The sequence below is a fragment of the Variovorax sp. Root473 genome (assembly GCF_001426505.1).
In the GTDB taxonomy this organism is placed as follows: domain Bacteria; phylum Pseudomonadota; class Gammaproteobacteria; order Burkholderiales; family Burkholderiaceae_C; genus Variovorax.
The window spans coordinates 1-16923 of sequence record NZ_LMEV01000019.1 but is presented as its reverse complement, the minus strand read 5'-3'; the positions used below and the strand labels follow the sequence as shown (position 1 = coordinate 16923).

At 67.1% G+C, this 16923-nt stretch carries 20 protein-coding genes; 9 read left to right on the top strand and 11 right to left on the bottom strand.

Going from position 1 to position 16923, the window contains the following annotated elements; genetic code table 11:
• Nucleotides 1-154: 154 nt before the first annotated feature.
• Nucleotides 155-613: a CBS domain-containing protein gene (locus ASD34_RS23155; protein ID WP_056582851.1), complete on the bottom strand. Its 459-nt coding sequence runs from the start codon at nt 611-613 to the stop codon at nt 155-157.
• Between the two features lie 155 nt (nt 614-768).
• Between ASD34_RS23155 and ASD34_RS23150 the strand changes: the two genes are divergently transcribed.
• Together ASD34_RS23150 and ASD34_RS23145 are read left to right on the top strand one after the other, a co-directional pair.
• Nucleotides 769-2079 carry an O-acetylhomoserine aminocarboxypropyltransferase gene (locus ASD34_RS23150; protein WP_056582849.1) on the top strand — a complete coding sequence of 437 codons (1311 nt, stop codon included), beginning with the start codon at nt 769-771 and terminating at the stop codon, nt 2077-2079.
• A 1-nt stretch (nt 2080) separates the two neighbouring features.
• Nucleotides 2081-2887, top strand: a complete 807-nt coding sequence (locus ASD34_RS23145; protein WP_056582847.1) for an alpha/beta fold hydrolase — start codon at nt 2081-2083, stop codon at nt 2885-2887.
• Nucleotides 2888-2906: 19 nt separating this feature from the next.
• Here ASD34_RS23145 and ASD34_RS23140 read toward each other — a convergent pair whose 3' ends face one another.
• Together ASD34_RS23140 and ASD34_RS23135 are read right to left on the bottom strand one after the other, a co-directional pair.
• Nucleotides 2907-3572: an NAD-dependent epimerase/dehydratase family protein gene (locus ASD34_RS23140; RefSeq protein ID WP_056582845.1), complete on the bottom strand. Its 666-nt coding sequence runs from the start codon at nt 3570-3572 to the stop codon at nt 2907-2909.
• A 21-nt stretch (nt 3573-3593) separates the two neighbouring features.
• The gene (locus ASD34_RS23135) at nt 3594-3977 is read right to left on the bottom strand and encodes a thioredoxin family protein (RefSeq protein WP_056583435.1); all 384 of its coding nucleotides are present in this window, start codon (nt 3975-3977) and stop codon (nt 3594-3596) included.
• Between the two features lie 98 nt (nt 3978-4075).
• Between ASD34_RS23135 and ASD34_RS23130 the strand changes: the two genes are divergently transcribed.
• Nucleotides 4076-4417, top strand: coding sequence for a DUF962 domain-containing protein (locus ASD34_RS23130; RefSeq protein ID WP_056582843.1), 342 nt, complete (start codon nt 4076-4078; stop codon nt 4415-4417).
• 24 nt (nt 4418-4441) lie between these two features.
• Here the strand turns inward: ASD34_RS23130 and ASD34_RS23125 are convergent, their stop codons facing one another.
• Nucleotides 4442-5029, bottom strand: a complete 588-nt coding sequence (locus ASD34_RS23125) for an SGNH/GDSL hydrolase family protein (RefSeq protein WP_056582841.1) — start codon at nt 5027-5029, stop codon at nt 4442-4444.
• A gap of 427 nt (nt 5030-5456) precedes the next feature.
• On the bottom strand, nt 5457-6668 hold the full coding sequence (locus ASD34_RS23120; protein WP_056582839.1) for a YihY family inner membrane protein: 1212 nt from the start codon (nt 6666-6668) through the stop codon (nt 5457-5459).
• Nucleotides 6669-6734: 66 nt separating this feature from the next.
• Between ASD34_RS23120 and ASD34_RS23115 the strand changes: the two genes are divergently transcribed.
• Together ASD34_RS23115 and ASD34_RS23110 are read left to right on the top strand one after the other, a co-directional pair.
• Entirely contained in the window at nt 6735-7145 is a 411-nt protein-coding gene (locus ASD34_RS23115; protein WP_056582838.1) for a DUF2069 domain-containing protein, read from the top strand.
• On the top strand, nt 7142-8569 hold the full coding sequence (locus ASD34_RS23110) for an FAD-binding oxidoreductase (RefSeq protein ID WP_056582836.1): 1428 nt from the start codon (nt 7142-7144) through the stop codon (nt 8567-8569). The genes ASD34_RS23115 and ASD34_RS23110 overlap by 4 nt, the downstream gene beginning before the upstream one ends.
• Here the strand turns inward: ASD34_RS23110 and ASD34_RS23105 are convergent.
• From ASD34_RS23105 to nthA, 3 genes are read right to left on the bottom strand one after another with little or no spacing between them, the layout of a single operon-like run.
• Nucleotides 8566-8943 carry a nitrile hydratase accessory protein gene (locus ASD34_RS23105; RefSeq protein ID WP_056582833.1) on the bottom strand — a complete coding sequence of 126 codons (378 nt, stop codon included), beginning with the start codon at nt 8941-8943 and terminating at the stop codon, nt 8566-8568. The genes ASD34_RS23110 and ASD34_RS23105 overlap by 4 nt on opposite strands.
• Nucleotides 8940-9605 carry a nitrile hydratase subunit beta gene (gene nthB, locus ASD34_RS23100; protein ID WP_056582831.1) on the bottom strand — a complete coding sequence of 222 codons (666 nt, stop codon included), beginning with the start codon at nt 9603-9605 and terminating at the stop codon, nt 8940-8942. The genes ASD34_RS23105 and nthB overlap by 4 nt, the downstream gene beginning before the upstream one ends.
• Nucleotides 9602-10240: a nitrile hydratase subunit alpha gene (nthA, locus tag ASD34_RS23095; RefSeq protein ID WP_056582829.1), complete on the bottom strand. Its 639-nt coding sequence runs from the start codon at nt 10238-10240 to the stop codon at nt 9602-9604. Before nthA ends, nthB begins: the two co-directional genes overlap by 4 nt.
• Nucleotides 10241-10276: 36 nt before the next feature.
• On the opposite strand from nthA, the gene ASD34_RS23090 reads away from it, so the two are divergent.
• The 4 genes from ASD34_RS23090 (at nt 10277) to ASD34_RS23075 (ending at nt 13166) form a co-directional block, all read left to right on the top strand.
• The gene (locus ASD34_RS23090) at nt 10277-11116 is read left to right on the top strand and encodes a thymidylate synthase (protein WP_056582827.1); all 840 of its coding nucleotides are present in this window, start codon (nt 10277-10279) and stop codon (nt 11114-11116) included.
• 5 nt (nt 11117-11121) lie between these two features.
• Nucleotides 11122-11640, top strand: coding sequence for a dihydrofolate reductase (locus ASD34_RS23085; protein WP_200937638.1), 519 nt, complete (start codon nt 11122-11124; stop codon nt 11638-11640).
• Complete coding sequence (locus ASD34_RS23080; RefSeq protein ID WP_056582823.1) at nt 11637-12764, top strand: phosphatidate phosphatase App1 family protein; 1128 nt, start codon at nt 11637-11639, stop codon at nt 12762-12764. The genes ASD34_RS23085 and ASD34_RS23080 overlap by 4 nt, the downstream gene beginning before the upstream one ends.
• Nucleotides 12765-12926: 162 nt before the next feature.
• Nucleotides 12927-13166: a hypothetical protein gene (locus ASD34_RS23075; RefSeq protein WP_056582820.1), complete on the top strand. Its 240-nt coding sequence runs from the start codon at nt 12927-12929 to the stop codon at nt 13164-13166.
• Nucleotides 13167-13188: 22 nt separating this feature from the next.
• Here the strand turns inward: ASD34_RS23075 and gdhA are convergent, their stop codons facing one another.
• The 3 genes from gdhA to ASD34_RS23060 all read right to left on the bottom strand — a co-directional run bounded on the left by gdhA (nt 13189) and on the right by ASD34_RS23060 (nt 16576).
• Nucleotides 13189-14532: an NADP-specific glutamate dehydrogenase gene (gene gdhA / locus ASD34_RS23070; RefSeq protein WP_056582818.1), complete on the bottom strand. Its 1344-nt coding sequence runs from the start codon at nt 14530-14532 to the stop codon at nt 13189-13191.
• A gap of 195 nt (nt 14533-14727) precedes the next feature.
• The gene (locus ASD34_RS23065) at nt 14728-15747 is read right to left on the bottom strand and encodes a TRAP transporter substrate-binding protein (protein ID WP_056582816.1); all 1020 of its coding nucleotides are present in this window, start codon (nt 15745-15747) and stop codon (nt 14728-14730) included.
• Between the two features lie 46 nt (nt 15748-15793).
• A complete protein-coding gene (locus ASD34_RS23060) occupies nt 15794-16576 on the bottom strand; it encodes an IclR family transcriptional regulator (RefSeq protein WP_056582814.1) in 783 nt (260 codons plus the stop codon).
• Nucleotides 16577-16923 lie beyond the last annotated feature (347 nt).

Genomic DNA, 16923 nt, shown 5'->3' with positions numbered 1-16923 from the left:
CTCGGGTGACTGACTCGCCCCCAGGCTGCGCGCACTTCGTGTCGCTTCGCCAACCCCCTACCGGGGGCAACACCTACGGCCCGGCAAAGCCGGTTCCGTGGTGTTCGCTTGAAGAGGGCCGACGCAGAGTCGGTCGGTGACTGGCTGAAAAGGCTCAGCCGGCCTTTTCGTTGCTCTCGTCTTCCGGCCAGTCGCGGATGTAGGCCTTGAGCATCTTGTTCTCGAAGTTCTGCGCGTCGACCACGGCCTTGGCCACGTCGTAGAAACTGATCACGCCCATGAGCATGCGCTTGTCCATCACGGGCATGTAGCGCGCGTGGCGCTCCAGCATGATGCGGCGAATTTCGTCGAGGTCGGTTTCGAGCGTGCAGGTGACCGGCGCGTCGTCCATGGCCTTGCGCACCAGCGTGGTCCCGACCTGGCCGCCGTTGTTGACGATGGCCACGATCACTTCACGGAACGTGAGCATGCCGACCAGGTCGCCGTGCTCCATGACCACCAGCGAGCCGATGTCCTTGTCCGCCATGGTCTGGGCGGCTTCCGCCAGCGGGTCGTCGGGCGTGATGGTGAAGAGCGTGTTGCCCTTGACGCGAAGAATGTCGCTGACTTTCATGGTGGTGCTCCTCTCGGGGATTCGTCGTTCTCGGCGTCGTGCCGATTTGAATATAGCCCACAATCAACGCCGACCTGAACGCCCCTGTCGCCTGTGCATGCATTGCAGGCGTAACGGGGCATTGCGAAGAGACAACAGAAAGCAGAAAGGCCCTCATGCCCGGTTATTCCGACCCCGGTTTCGACACCCTCGCGCTGCATGCCGGCGCCGCCCCTGACCCCGCCACCGGTGCACGGGCTGTCCCGATCCACCTGACGACATCGTTCGTCTTCGAATCCAGCGACCACGCGGCCGCGCTGTTCAACCTGGAGCGCGCGGGCCACGTGTATTCGCGCATCAGCAACCCGACCAACGCGGTGCTGGAGCAGCGCGTGTCGGCGCTCGAAGGCGGCATCGGCGCCATCGCCACGGCCAGCGGCCAGGCGGCGCTGCACCTGTCGGTGGCCACGCTGATGGGCGCGGGCTCGCACATCGTCGCCAGCACGGCCCTGTACGGCGGCTCGCAGAACCTGCTGCACTACACGATGCGCCGCTTCGGCATCGAGACCACCTTCGTGAAGCCCGGCGACCTCGATGGCTGGCGCGCGGCGGTGCGGCCCGAGACCAAGCTGTTCTTCGGCGAAACCGTGGGCAATCCGGGCCTCGATGTGCTCGACATCCCCGCCGTGAGCGACATCGCGCACGAAGCCGGCGTGCCGCTCTTGGTCGACTCCACGCTCACCTCCCCTTACCTCATCAAACCCTTCGACTGGGGTGCCGACCTGGTCTACCACTCGGCCACCAAGTTCCTGTCGGGCCACGGCACCGTCATCGGCGGCGTGGTGGTCGACGGCGGCAGCTTCGACTGGGAGAAGTCGGGCAAGTTCGCCGAGCTCACGCAGGCCTACGACGGCTTCCACAACATGGTGTTCAGCGAGGAAAGCACCGTCGGCGCCTTCCTGCTGCGCGCACGCCGCGAAGGCCTGCGCGACTTCGGCGCCTCGATGAGCCCGCACACGGCGTGGCTCATCCTGCAGGGCATCGAGACGCTGCCGCTGCGCATGGAACGCCACATCGACAACACACAGAAGGTGGTCGAGTTCCTGGCCAGCCATCCCTTCGTGTCACGCGTGGGGCATCCGCTGATCGAATCGCACCCCAGCCACGCGCTCGCGCAAAAGCTGCTGCGCCATGGCGCGCGCGGGGCCGGCGCCGTGTTCAGCTTCGACATCAAGGGCAGCCGCGCGCAGGGCAAGGCCTTCATCGAGGCGCTCAAGCTGTTCAGCCACCTGGCCAACGTGGGCGACTGCCGCAGCCTTGTGATCCACCCGGCGAGCACCACGCACTTCCGCATGACCGACGAGGCGCTTGCAGGCGCGGGCATTTCGCAGGGCACGATCCGCCTGTCGATCGGCCTGGAAGACCCGGTCGACCTGATCGACGACCTCAAGCGCGCACTCAAGGCGGCGGAAAAGGCGGGTGCCTGAGATGAACTACACCGTCAACGGCCACGACACCTACTGCTACACCGCCGGCAAGCCCCTCGATGCGGCCAAGCCCACGGTCGTTTTCATCCATGGCGTGCTCAACGACCACAGCGTGTGGATTTTGCAGAGCCGCTGGTTCGCCAACCACGGCTGGAACGTGCTGGCAGTCGACCTGCCGGGCCACTGCAAGAGCGCTGGCACGCCGCCCGCCAGCGTGGAAGACGCGGCGCAGTTCGTCATTGCGCTGCTCGACGCGGCGGGCGTGCAGAAGGCCGCGCTGGTCGGCCACAGCTTCGGCTCGCTGATCGCGCTCGAAGCCGCGGCGCGCGCGCCCGAGCGCATCACGCAGCTCGCGATGGTCGGCACGGCCTACCCGATGGTGGTGTCGCCCGCGCTGCTCGAAAGCTCGGTGAGCGATCCGCAGCGCGCCATCGCCATGGTCAACACCTTCTCGCACTCGCTGCTGGCACCGCCGCCTTCGTCGCTCGGCCCGGGCACCTGGCTGTACGGCAGCTCGCGCGCGCTGATGCGCCGCGTGCTGGCGAGCAACCGCGAGGCGAACGTGTTCCACATCGGCTTCAAGGCCTGCAACGACTATGCGAACGGTGAGGCGGCGATGGAGAAGGTGCAGTGTCCGGTGCTGTTCCTGCTGGGCGATTCCGACCAGATGACACCGCCGCGCGCCACCAAGGCGCTGGTGGGCAAGGCGCGCAACGCCAAGGTGATGACGGTGCACGCCGGCCACGCGCTGATGAGCGAGGCGCCGGACGAGGTGCTGTTCGCGCTGCGCGACTTCGTCGCGGGCTGAAAGAACGCAGGGCGGTGTTTCAGCTGCCCAGCGCGTTGATGTCCGCCGGATCGAGCAGCACCTTGCGCGCGCCCTTGCGCGCCACCGCGAGCATCGCCCGGCCCATCTTCTCGGTGGTGGTCACGCGGTCGGGCCACCAGCGGTGGGCCAGCCCAAGCACGGGCTTGAGCACGACGATGGCGGCCTGGTACAGCGGCGTCTTCGAACGCACGCCGTGCAGCGGCTGGATCATCCCGGGCCGGAACATGTAGGACGCGCGAAACGGCAGGCGCATCAGCGCGTTCTCGGTCGCGCCCTTCACGCGCGCCCACATGCGTTCGCCGCGCTCGCTGCTGTCGGTGCCGGCGCCGGTCACGTAGGTGAAGGTCATGCCCGGGTTGAGCCGCGCCAGCACGGTGGCGGCCGCCATCGTCAGGTCGTACGTGATGCGCTTGTACTCGGGCTCCTTCATGCCCACCGACGACACGCCCAGGCAGAAGAAGCAGGCATCGAAACCTGTCAGCTGCGACTCGATGGCGCGGTAGTCGAACATGTCTTTGTGCACGAGGTCCTGCAGCTTGGGATGCTGCTGCCCGGTGGCGCTGCGCCCCACGGCCACCACGCGTTCCACGTCGGGCGCCAGCAGGCACTCGCGCAGCACGCCCTGCCCCACCATGCCGGTGGCGCCAAAGATCAGGATGTTCATGGGAGGAAAGCTCCGAAGGAGTCAGACCGCGAAGGCCGCGGGCTTTTTCTCGAGCACGGCCAGCAGCAGGTCGACGTCGAGGCTGGAAGGTTGCGGCGGCTGCAGCGCGCCGAGCAGGCGCGACAGGGTCTCGATGTGCGGCAGCAGCGGCCCCAGAAAGCGCGTGCCGTCGGCGCCCGCCACCAGCAGGGTCGGGAAGGTCTCGACGTCGAAGGCGTCGGCAATCTCGGCGTGGTCCTCGATGTCGACCCAGGCGAAGCGGAACTGCGGATGCGCCTTCGCCAGCTCGGCCAGCAGCGGCCGGTAGTCGCGACAGGTGCCGCACCATTCGGCGCACAGGCAGACGACCCACAACGGGTTGGCATCGGCAGAAGAAGCGACGGGGACGGCGGGAACAGCGCTCAAGGTGGACACGGTGAAGGTGGGATGGCGAACCCGGGTGGTGCGTCCGCGGGGTCGTGGCTATTATCAACAAAGCCCCTGCGGGGCGCAGGAGACCCACGATGAACACCTCCACCCCCACCACGCCGGACGCGGTCGATCCGCGCCACTTCACGAGCTTTGCCGAGTTCTATCCGTTCTACCTGACGGAGCACGCCAACGTTACCTGCCGGCGGCTGCATTTCGCGGGTTCGACGATCTCGCTGCTGTGCTTCGTGGCCCTGGTGGTCACCCTGAATCCGTGGTGGCTGCTCGCCGGGCTCGTGGCGGGCTACGGCTTCGCCTGGGTCGGGCATTTCGGCTTCGAGAAGAACAGGCCGGCCTCGTTCAAGCGCCCGCTGTACTCCTTCATGGGCGACTGGGCGATGTACCGGGACATCTGGGCGGGCAAGGTCAAGATCTAGGCCGAGGTCCGCGACCCGCAACCGCTATTTGCAGCCGGTCAGGGCGCTCAATGCGGCGCCCAGCCGGTCGTGGAGTCGCTGGCTGTAGGCTGGACCGGGATGAACGCCGTCCGTCAGATCGCGGGCGCCATCGAAACGCACAGCACCCCAGTCGACGAACGGCACCTTCATGGTCTGCGCAAGCCGATGCACCAGCAAGTCGTACTGGTCGCGTCGCAACAGCTGTTGCTTGTGGATATGGAGTGACGACGCTACCACCTGACGCGAGAACCCTGTGAGGACTGGTTCGCGTCCCTCGGCGCGCACGCGCTCGATCATGCGCTGCAAGGTCTGCACGAACACGGCAGCCTGAACGTTGCGCCATGCATCGATGACCCCGTTTTCTATGACGACCCAACGCCCCGTTCGCGGAGAGGCCTCAAAGCGAGCAGCCAGATCCGTCAATTGCATCGCCGGAACGGCGTGATCGACGAGCGTAAGGCCCGGGTACTTGCGCATCAGGATGGTGAGCGGCCGAACCTCAAGATCCGCGCCGGCCACGATGCTGTCGCCATAGACATCGATCACGCATCGCAGCGAAGCCGCGCTGGCAACGGTTGCCGGCAACGCCACCGCGGGAGGCTCAACAGCCGTGCCACCGCCCGGCGCAGAAGTCGGTGCGGGCGCTGGCGGGTCCGCGCGAGCGACGTCGCCGAGGCCGGCCGTCAGGGCCGCGCAAAGCAACAGAACGCGAAAGGGTTCCCCCGGATTTCGACGCGCAGGCGCCGGTCGCCGCGACGGATGCGGCAGGCCATTTTTTGACATTGTTCTCCCTGGGAGGGAGCGAAGCTCCCTGTTCTTCTGAGCGGCGCCAGTGAACCGAAGACACATGCCCCGGGATCACTGGCTCGTTGAAGAATAGCGACGACAGGGTGAAATGAGGCAACCTCAAAAGAGGTCAATTGCTCTCAAGATAAATGAATGGCCAATCGGTCAATCGATTTGCGAGCAGACCTCACCCCAATCGACTTGCAGCCCGCTTTCTTTCCTTGAACGGCGGTTAGATCAACAGCACATCGCCCAGCCGCAGCGTGTGCAGCGGTCCCTTCTGCCACAGGTCTTCGAGCGGTTCAGCGCGCGGCATGAGCAGCTCGCGCAGCAGCGGCTCGATGGGCGTCGACGGGTCGGCCAGCAGCACATAGCGCGGGTCCTCGTTGGCAGGCTCCTCGGCCAGCGGCGCGATCCAGTCGAGCCGCACCAGCGTGTCGATCACCGGCACCAGTTGCAGGCCGTCGACCCGCATGCGCACCAGCAGTTCGCCCGCACCCAGGCCCTTGGCCGCTGTGGCCTGCGCGCGCGCCAGGTGCTGCAGCACTTCCATCGCGAGCTGCATCGGCCAGCCCGCCACGCCGCCCCGGCGCGCCACGCCCATCAGCAGGCTCGGCAGGTAGGCCGCGATGACGGCACCCAGCAGCACGATCACCCACGCCACGTAGATCCACACGAGCAGGATCGGAAATGTGGCGAAGGCGCCGTACAGCACCGAGTAGGTCGGCACGAGGCTCAGGTAATAGCCGAGCACGCGCTTGGCGATCTCGATGGCGGTCGCCACGAAGATGCCGCCGGCCCAGGCGTGCGACCAGCGCACCGTCGTGTTCGGCACGTAGTGGTACAGCGCGGCCATGCCGGCCGCGAGCAGCACGAATTCGAAGGTGTCGAAGACCAGCTTGACGATGGTGCCGCCCACCACATCGCGCGAGGCCGCGAACACATACGAGGTGGTCGACAGGCTCACCGCGAGGATCAGCGGCCCGAGCGTGATGGTCGCCCAGTAAATGAGCACCCGCTGCGCCAACGGCCGCGGCGTGCGCACGCGCCAGATGTTGTTGAGCGTCTTGTCGATGGTGAGGATCAGCGCGATGGCGGTGATCAGCAGCACCACCAGGCCCGCGATGCCGAGGCCGCTGGCCTTGCTCGCGAACTGGTTCAGGTAGCCCAGCACCTGGCGCGCGATGTTGTCGGGAATCAGGCTCTCGATCAGCCAGCGCTGCAGGCGGCCCTGCATGGTGGCGAACATCGGGAACACGGTGAACAGGGCCAGTGCCACCGTGAAGAACGGCACCATGGCGATGGTCGTGGTGAAGGTCAGGCTGCTGGCCGTGAGGCCGAGGCGGTCTTCGCGGAAACGCTCGCCCAGCACTGCTGCGGTGTTGCGCCAAGGAAAGCGCGAAAGATCCCTCCAAAGCTGCCGACGATTCATGCCCGGTATCATGCCATCCGCTCTTTCCAGAGGCGCTCCACACCCCGGTGCGCCCCCTCTTCCTCTTTCGCCGCCACCGTGTCCGACACCCCACTCCCGCCCTCTTCCGTCCGCGCCACCCGATGGGCCGCCGTGGGCAGCCTCGTCGGCCTGATCGTGCTGGGCCTGGCCTGGGAGCTGTGGCTGGCGCCGCTGCGCCCGGGCGGCTCGCTGCTCGCGCTCAAGGTGCTGCCGCTGGTCATTCCGCTCGCGGGGCTCTACAAGAACCGCATGTACACCTACCGCTGGGTCAGCCTGATGATCTGGCTCTACTTCACCGAAGGCGTGGTGCGCGCGTGGAGCGACACCAACGGCGTGGGACAAATCCTTGCGCTCGTCGAGGTGCTGCTGTGCCTCGTGCTCTTCGCGGCCTGCGCGTGGCATGTGCGCCTTCGCCTGCGCCACGCCAAGGCCGCCGCTGCCCGTCCCCTGGAGGCTTCCGCCCAATGACCACCTCTTCTTCCCTCCTCGACCAACTGCGCGCCATCGTCGGCGCCACGCACGTGCTGACCGAGGGCGACCTCGCGGCCTACGAGCAGGACTGGCGCAAGCGCGCGCGCGGCAAGTCGCTCGCCGTGGTGCGCCCGGCCAACGCGCAGCAGGTGGCTGACGTGGTCAAGGCCTGCGCCGCGGCCGGCACGGCCGTCATTCCGCAGGGCGGCAACACCGGCCTGGCGGTCGGCTCCATTCCCGACGACAGCGGCACGCAGGTGGTGCTGAGCCTGCAGCGCCTGAACGCCATCCGCAACATCGACGCCGCCAACCTCACGATGACCGTCGAGGCCGGCTGCATCCTGCAGACGCTGCAGGAGACGGCCGAGAAAGCCGGCTACCTGTTCCCGCTGAGCCTGGCGGCCGAAGGCAGCTGCACCATCGGCGGCAACCTCGCCACCAACGCGGGCGGCACGCAGGTCGTGCGCTACGGCAACACGCGCGACCTGTGCCTGGGCCTGGAAGTGGTCACGCCGCAGGGCGAGATCTGGGAAGGCACGAGCGGCCTGCGCAAGGACAACACGGGCTACGACCTGCGCGACCTGATCGTCGGCAGCGAAGGCACGCTGGGCGTCATCACCGCCGCAACCATGAAGCTGTACCCGCTGCCCGCCGCGCAGCTCACGGCCTGGGCGGCAGTGCCTTCGCTCGACCACGCGGTCACGCTGCTGGGCCTGGCGCACAAGCACCTGGGCTCGGGCCTCACGGGCTTCGAGGTGATGGGCAAGTTCGCGCTGAGCCTGGTCGACAAGCACATGCCGCAGCTGCGCGTGCCCTTCATCAAGGACGACGCCGTGCCCTACTGCGTGCTGCTCGAGAATTCCGACAGCGAGTCCGAAGACCATGCCCGCGCGCGCTTCGAGGCGCTGCTCGAAACCGCCTTCGAAGACGGCTGCGTGACCGACGCGGTCGTGGCCGAAAACCTCACGCAGGCGCACCAGCTCTGGCACATCCGCGAGAGCATTCCGCTCGCGCAGGCCGAGGAAGGCCTGAACATCAAGCACGACATCTCGATCCCCGTGTCGCGCATCCCGGCCTTCGTGGAAGCCACCGACGCGCTGCTCAAGCGCGAGATCGCCGGCGTGCGGCTCGTGAACTTCGGCCACCTGGGCGATGGCAACCTGCACTACAACGTGCAGGCGCCCGAGAACATCGACACCAAGGCCTTTTTGAAGAACGAGGAAGAACGCATCAACACGCTGGTCTACGACGCGGTCGAGCAGTTCGGCGGCTCGTTCTCGGCCGAGCATGGCGTGGGCTCGCTCAAGGTCGACAAGCTCGAGAAGCACAAGTCGCCGGTGGCGCTGGAGATGATGCGGGCGATCAAGCGCGGGCTCGATCCGAAGAACATCCTCAACCCGGGGCGCGTGATCCGGGTCTAGCCCGGAAAGTCGTCGCCGCGCAGCTCGATCGGCTGCCCGTGTGGCGTGCGCTCCGCCGCGTGGTCCCAGGCATGGCGGTAGCGGGCCAGCTCGTCGCCCGAACTCGCACCCTTGCGCGCCACGAGGCTTTCGAGCGCGGCGAGCCAGTGCCGGTAGTAGGTGTCGCCCGTGTCGGGGTCGCCCGCGGCCTGCGCGGCGCTGATCTGGGCGGCCAGCGCCTCGGCCCATTCGACCCAGCTGAACAGCCCGCGCTCGTGCAGCGCCAGCGTCATCGCGAAGGCCTGCGCCTCCCACGGCTGCCTGAACACCGGCCCGTCGGCGTCGCGCGGCATGCCTGGGGCGATTGCGAGCGGCGGCATGTCGTTCACCTTCATGCCGCCGGCTCCAGGTAACTTTCCCACGCATCGACCGACACCGCGAGGTTCTGGCGCGGCGCGTCGTCGCCCCACAGTTCGGCTTCGTCGAAGACCACGGTGTAGAGCCATTGCGGCTGCTCGCCCAGACCCTGCGCGTTTGCATCGGCGAACACGTGCGCGCCGTGGATGTGCTCGATCGTGCCGCGCCTGCCCTGCACATAGTCCGGCAGGCGCGTGTGGTGCTCGACGCGGCCCAGGTGCATGCGCACGGCCTGGCCGACCGCGAAGCGTGCGGGCGCCGATGCGGGGCGTTCGGTGGCGGAGCCCTTGGCGAGCACGGCGGGCACGTTCGCGGCCTGCAGCACGCGGGCGACTGGCGCAGCGGGGTGCTGCATCTGGCCGGACGCGAGCTCGTCCGCGAAGACCTGGCCGCGCTGCAGCATGAGCTGCTCCAGCGCGCCGAACCAGATCTGGTAGTAGCTCAGGTCGCGGTAGTTCGGCAGCGTCTCGCGCACGGCACGGCTCGCATCGATGTTCCAGGAGCCGGTCGCGCCCATGGCCAGCGTGAGCGCCAGCGCGCGCGGCTCCCAATCGGCGTGGAACAGCTCGCCCTCGGGCTCGGGCGCGACGGGGCCGAAACCGGGTTGGCCGCCGAGGTCGGCGTGTGTGGTGTAGGTCATGCGCCGCTCCTTGCCGAGGGGACTTCGACCACCCGCGTGCCGATCATCGAATCGCGCGACACCAGCGCGGCCAGTTCATCCTCGCTCCAGCCCTCGGTGCCGGCCGGGCGCTGCGGGATCACGAGGTAGCGCACCTCGGCGGTCGAGTCCCAGACGCGGATGCGCGTGGTCTCGGGCAACGTCGTGCCGAAATCGGCCAGCACGCCGCGCGGATCTTTCACGGCGCGCGAGCGGTACGGCGCGCTCTTGTACCAGGTGGGCGGCAGGCCGAGCACGGGCCACGGGTAGCAGCTGCACAGGGTGCAGACGACCATGTGGTGCTGGTCGTCGGTGTTCGCCACGGCCACCATGTGCTCGCCCTGGCGGCCGGTGTAGCCCAGCGAGGCGATCGCCGCCGTCGCATCGGCCATCAGCCAGTCATGGAAGGTCGGGTCGACCCACGCCCGCGCCACCACCCGTGCGCCGTTGCGCGGACCGATGCGGGTCTGGTATGTGTCGATCAGCGCATCGAGCGCAGCGGGGTCGATGTAGCCCTTTTGGGTGAGCACGCTTTCCAGGGCGCGCACGCGCAGGTCCATCTCGCCGAGTTCGCTGTGGTCGTGGGAATGGTCGTGGGAGTGGTCATTGCCGGTCATCGGCCGATGCTAGCGCGGCCCCGTAAAATTCCCAACATGACCTCGTCAACCCGCCCCATCCGCGCCCAGTACGAAGACTTCATGCGCCATGTCGACACCCATGGCGTGTTCAAGAGCGACCGCACGGGCACGGGCACCAAGAGCGTCTTCGGCCACCAGATGCGCTTCGACCTGAACGAGGGCTTTCCGCTGGTGACCACGAAGAAGGTGCACCTGAAATCCATCATCCAGGAACTGCTGTGGTTCCTGACCGGCTCGAGCAACAACAACTGGCTCAAGGAACGCGGCGTCACCATCTGGGACGAATGGGCGCGCGAAGACGGCGACCTGGGCCCGGTGTACGGCGTGCAGTGGCGCAGCTGGCCCACGCCCGACGGCGGCCACATCGACCAGATTTCCGACGTCATCAAGACGCTGAAGACCAACCCCGACTCGCGCCGCATCATCGTGAGCGCCTGGAACGTGGCCGAGCTGTCGAAGATGGCGCTCATGCCCTGCCACGCCTTCTTCCAGTTCTACGTGGCACCGCCGCAGGCCGAGGGCGAGCGCGGCAAGCTGAGTTGCCAGCTCTACCAGCGCAGCGCCGACATCTTCCTGGGCGTGCCCTTCAACATCGCCAGCTACGCCCTCCTCACGCACATGGTCGCGCAGCAGTGCGACCTCGACGTGGGCGACTTCATCTGGACCGGCGGCGACTGCCACATCTACAGCAACCACGCCGAGCAGGTGAAGCTGCAGCTCAGCCGCACGCCCTTCCCCTACCCCACGCTGAACATCAAGCGCAAGCCCGACTCGATCTTCGACTACCAGTACGAAGACTTCGAGGTGCTCGACTACAAGCACGGCGATCCGATCAAGGCACCGGTCGCGGTGTGAGCGCCATGAGTACCGCCGCGCCCCGCATCCACCTGATCTTCGCGCGTGCCGCCAACGGCGTGATCGGCGTGAACAACACCATTCCCTGGCACCTGCCCGAGGACATGGCGCACTTCAAGCAGCAGACGTTGGGCGCGCCGGTGATCATGGGGCGCAAGACCTGGGATTCGCTGCCGCCGCGCTTTCGCCCGTTGCCGGGCCGTCAGAACATCGTGATCACGCGGCAGGCCGACTGGGCCGCCGAGGGCGCGCAGCGTGCGGGCAGCCTGCAGGAGGCGATCGCATGGTGCGAAGCGCTGAAGCTGCCCGACGTCTGGGTGATCGGCGGCGCCCAGATCTACGCCGAAGCCGAGCCGCTGGCCCAGCGTGCCGTGGTCACCGAAATCGCACGCGACTACGAAGGCGATGCGCACGCACCGGAACTCGACGCCGCCGTGTGGCGCGAGACGCAGCGCGAGTCGCATGTCTCGGCCAAGGACGGCCTGCCCTTCAGCTTCGTGACCTACGAGCGCGCCGCGGCATGACAACGCCGCGCCGCACGTCCGGCACCGTGCCGCTGCTCTCGCGGCGCACCGTGCTGGCCGGTGCCGCGCTGCTCACTGGCCTCGCGCCGCTTCAGGCCCTGCACGCCGCCGGTCCGCTGGAGCCGGACGAAGAAGCGCTCTTCATGCCCGGCACCGCGCGCCCGACCGCCGACGGCCGCATCGAAGTCGATGTGCATGCCTGGGTGTTCGAGCGCGAACAGCGTTGGGGCCTGGACGCCGCGCTCGCGCGCTACCTCGGCATGAGCCTGAAGAGACTCTCGCCGGCCGCACGATTGCGCTTCAGCCAGCGCACCGCCCTGTTCCATGCCGAGTCGGAAGAAGACAAGGTGATCGACGTCGTCTTCGACGGGTCGGCCACGCGCCTCACGATGCCACCCACGGGCGCCGACGGCCGCAGCAACCTGCGCGCGGTCATCGAGGCCTCGCACATCCCGGCCTCGCAGGAATGGCTGCCGTTCCACGGCGTGACCGGCCCGGGCGAGCTGCTGCCGCGCTTTCGCGGCCGTGCGCAGATCGTGCCCGCGCAGGGCGTGTCGGTCATCTCGGACATCGACGACACCATCAAGCGCACCCAGGTGCGCGACCGGCGCGAGATGCTGCTGAACACCTTCGCGCGCCGCTTCGAGGCCGCACCGGGCATGGCGGCATACTACCGCGCGCTGGCGCAGGTGCCGGGCACGCGCTTTCACTACCTTTCGGGCAGCCCGATCCAGCTGTACCCCGCACTCACCGATTTCATTCGCGACGCCGACTTTCCCGCCGGCAGCATGCACCTGCGCGAGAGCACCACGTGGCGCACGCTCATTCCCAGCGGTGAAGAATCGCGCGCGCACAAGCTCGGCATGATCGAGCGGCTGCTGGCCGAATTTCCGCAGCGCCGTTTCGTGCTCGTGGGCGACTCGGGCGAGGCCGATCCCGAGATCTATGCGCAGGTGTTCCGCGCGCATGCGCAACGCATCGACGGCATCGTGATCCGCGACGTGACCGACGAGAACCGGCTGTCCGATCGCTACCGCTCAACCTTCGACGGCATCGATCCGGTGGTCTGGCACCTGCTGCGGCCCGACACCACGGCATGGCCAATGCAAGCCGCCCTGCGGTAGCCGGACACGGGCAGAAACAAACCGGCACACCGCCACCGTTTGCGCTTGCAAAAAGAACACTTCGGTACACGCGACAAAGGCATGCGCATCGCAGGGTTTAGACAGCGCTAATTGTTTGTGCGCACAATGTCCGAACCGCCCATCAAGACAAGGAGACGCCCCATGTCCATGGAATTTCTTCGGACCATCGCCGAGCAGAAATTGCCATACGTCCTCCACACGCCCGCAGACATCGACCGGCTGCGCGTGCTGCGTGCCGCCGAGCTCGTGACTGCTTTCATTCCGCCGTCGGAGCACGCGTCCGACGAGCGCGCAATCCGTCAGCTGGCCCAGGTGGAATCGATCACCGCGAAGGGCCGCCTCGCACTGAACAAGGCGACCTCTTCGTTCATCGAGCTCTGAGCCCCGGGCCTGAACCCTCAGCTCAGACCACGCCCTGCGCCAGCATCGCGTCGGCCACGCGCACGAAGCCGGCGATGTTCGCGCCATCCACATAGCTCACGCTGCCGTCGGCGCGCGAACCGTAGTGCAGGCACGACTCGTGGATGCCCTGCATGATCTGCAGCAGGCGCGCATCGACCTCGTCGCGCGTCCATGACAGGCGCGCCGCGTTCTGGCTCATTTCCAGGCCCGACGTCGCCACGCCCCCTGCGTTGCTGGCCTTGCCCGGCGCATACAGCACGCCGTGGCCTTCGAGCACCTTCACGGCCTCGATGGTCGAGGGCATGTTGGCGCCTTCGGCCACGCACACCACGCCGTTCTTCACCAGCGTGCGCGCGTCTTCCTCGTTGAGCTCGTTCTGCGTGGCACTGGGCAGTGCCACGTCGACCGGCACGTGCCACGGCGTCGCGCCAGCCACGAAGCGGGTGCCGGTGCGCTCGGCGTAGTCGCTCACGCGGCCATAGAGGTGGTTCTTCACGTCCATCAGCACCGCGAGTTTTTCAGGCGTGAAGCCGTCCTCGTCGACCACGGTGCCGCTCGAGTCCGACACGGTGACCACCTTGGCGCCCAGCGCCATGGCCTTTTCGATGGTGTACTGCGCCACGTTGCCCGCGCCCGAGACGCTCACGCGCAGGCCGTCGAAGCTGCGGCCCCTGCGCTTGAGCATTTCCTGCGCGAAGTAGACGTTGCCGTAGCCGGTGGCTTCAGGGCGGATCAGCGAGCCGCCGAAGCTCAGGCCCTTGCCCGTGAACACACAGTCGGCGCGGTTGGTGAGCTTCTTGACCATGCCGGCCATGAAGCCGACCTCGCGCCCGCCCACGCCCACGTCGCCGGCCGGCACGTCGGTGTCGGAGCCCACGTGGCGGAACAGCTCGGTCACCAGCGCCTGACAGAAGCGCATCACCTCGCCCTGGCTCTTGCCCTTGGGGTCGAAGTCGGCGCCGCCCTTGCCGCCGCCCATGGGCAGCGTGGTCAGCGCGTTCTTGAAGGTCTGCTCGAAGGCGAGGAATTTCAGGATCGACAGGTTCACCGAGGGGTGAAAGCGCATGCCGCCCTTGTAGGGGCCGATGGCCAGGCTGTGCTGGATGCGAAAACCGCGGTTGACCTGCACCTCGCCGTGGTCGTCCACCCAGGATACGCGGAACATGATCACGCGCTCGGGCTCGACCAGCCGCTCCAGCAAGCTGTGGCTCGTGTACTTGGGGTGCTTTTCGATGTACGGCCAGAGGCTTTCCATGACCTCGGTCACGGCCTGAAGGTACTCGGGCTGCCCGGGGTTGCGTTGTGCGACGTGTGCGAGGAACCCCCCGGCGGATGCGTGCTTCATTCCAATCCTCTGTTTTCCAAAACGGTGCATAACCTTATGCGAATCCTGCATTTTGCCGGATTGGAGAACCAAATTGAGGCGCAAAGCCCTCGGAAGGTGCGTTGTTTGAGGCGGTGGTCGCCACGACGCCCCAATTTGAAACAAAACGGGCCGGGCGCACGCCTGTCGCCCGGCCTCCAGTCGTGCCTTCTGCGACTACTTGCGCGCCTTCTCGATCTCAGCCATCAGCTCCTTGACGGTGGCCTCGCCGACCGACGCGGTGTACTTGTCGATCACCGGCTTCACCTTGGCGCGCAGCTTCGCCATCTCTTCGGGCGGCAGCTCGGAGACGGTCATGCCGGCCTTCTTGAGCGCGTCGAGCGCGCTGTCGGCGGCGCCGCGCGAGGCCTGGCGCTGGAACACGGTGGCCTCGGCGGCGGCCTCGTTGACGATCTTCTTTTCGTCGGCGCTCATGCCGTCCCAGGTCTTGCGGCTGATCAGCAGCGCCTGCGGGTTGTAGATGTGGCGGGTCTGGGTGATGTACTTCTGCACTTCCGCGAACTTGGACGACAGGATGGTCGTGTTCGGGTTCTCCTGGCCGTCGACCGCCTTCTGGTCGAGTGCGGGGTACAGCTCGGGGAACGGCAGCGGCGTGGCATTGGCACCCAGCGCGCCGAACATGTCGATGTAGATCGGCGACTGGATCACGCGGATCTTCAGGCCGGCGATGTCGTCGGCCTTGACGATCGGGCGCTTGCTGTTCGTCAGGTTGCGAAAGCCCAGGTCCCAGTAGCCCAGTCCGTGCAGCGCCTTGTCTTCGAGTCTGGCCATCATCTTCTGGCCGAAGGGGCCATCGGTGACCACGTCGGCTTCCTTGCCGCTGTTGAAGAGGAACGGGAAGTCGTAGGCCGCGAACTCCTTCACCTGCGCCGACAGGATGCCGGCGTTGAGCACGGTCATCTCCACCGTGCCGCCCTGCAGCGCCGACACGGTCTGCAGGTCGCCGCCGAGCGTTCCGCCGGGGAACAGCTTCACGGTGATCTTGCCGCCCGACTTCGCGGCCACGAGGTCGGCGAACTTCTGCGCGCCCTGCGCCTGCGGATGGCCGGCCTGGTTCTGGAACGCGAACTTGATGGTGCGCTCCTTGAGCTGCGCGAACGCGCCGGGAGCGGCGAACGCGAGGGTCGCCGCCACGGTGGCCAGCAGCAGGGTGCGCTTCGAATGCTTCGTCTTCATGGTGATGTCTCCTTCTCTTTTTGGGGGGTGGTGAAACCGGCCGGGCCTACGCCCTCTTCTTGAACAGCGCCGAGGCCCCGCTGGCGCGCGCCACCTCTTCGGCGGCCTGGCACAGCGCCGGCCCGAGCGCTTCCATGCGTTGCGGCGTGAGCCGCACCGACGGGCCCGCGATGGTGACGACCCCGATTGCCGTGCCGTCGGCGCCGAACACGGGCGCGGCCATGGCAGTCATCGCGGGAGCGAACACCTCGTTGATCATGCTGAAGCCGCGCTGGCGCGCCGCCTTCACGAAAGCCATCACGGCCTTGAGCGACGTGGGCGCCTTGGGGCCGTAGTCCTCGGGCTTGCCCAGCCCCTTCCTGGCGACGAGCGCCATCGCGTCGTCCTCGCTCATGGTCGAGAGCCACGCATGCCCAGCCGCGCTGCACGAGAGCGCCACCGACAGGCCCATGTCGGGGTCGTAGCGCAGGCCGTGCGTGGCGCCCTGCGCCTTGGCGACGAAGGTCAGGTCTTCGCCATCGACCACCGCCAGGCGCACGAGTTCCCCCGAGGTCGAGGCCAGCTGGTCGAGCAGCGGCTGCGCGATGTCGACGATGCCCGAGCGGCTGAGGAACGACAGGCTGATCGACACCAGCTTGATGGTCAGCACGTAGTGGCCGTCGCGCGCCTCCTGCCGCACGTAGCCGCAGCGGATGAGTTCCGCGAGCAGCCGGTGCGATGCACTCAAAGGGATCTGCAATTCGCTGGCCAGCGTCGACAGCGCGCACCCCTCGGGATGCTCCGCCAGATGTTCCAGCACCTTGAAGCTGCGTTCCAGTATTCCGCTCATTTCGTCCTCCGGGTGTCGTCTCGTCAACGCGGGCCATGAGGCCCGCCGCTCGTGGGTCGCCAGCGTAGCAGAACTCGGGGAAGGGATTTCCATTATGGAAATTCTTTCCAATAAAAATACGATCCCCACCGTCCTGCATTTTTCCTCTCCTCCTTCCTTTTTTCTTTCCCCTTTTCTTCCTTCCCGCCTGAGGACTCTTCGTGAAACTTCTTCGTATGCTTGCCGTGGCCGGCCTGTGCGCTGGCCTCACCGCTCCGTCGTGGGCACAGCAGGAGCGCGTGATTCGCTTCGGCCACCTGAACAACGCCGACCATCCCGTGAGCTTCGGCGTCAAGCGCTTCGCCGAG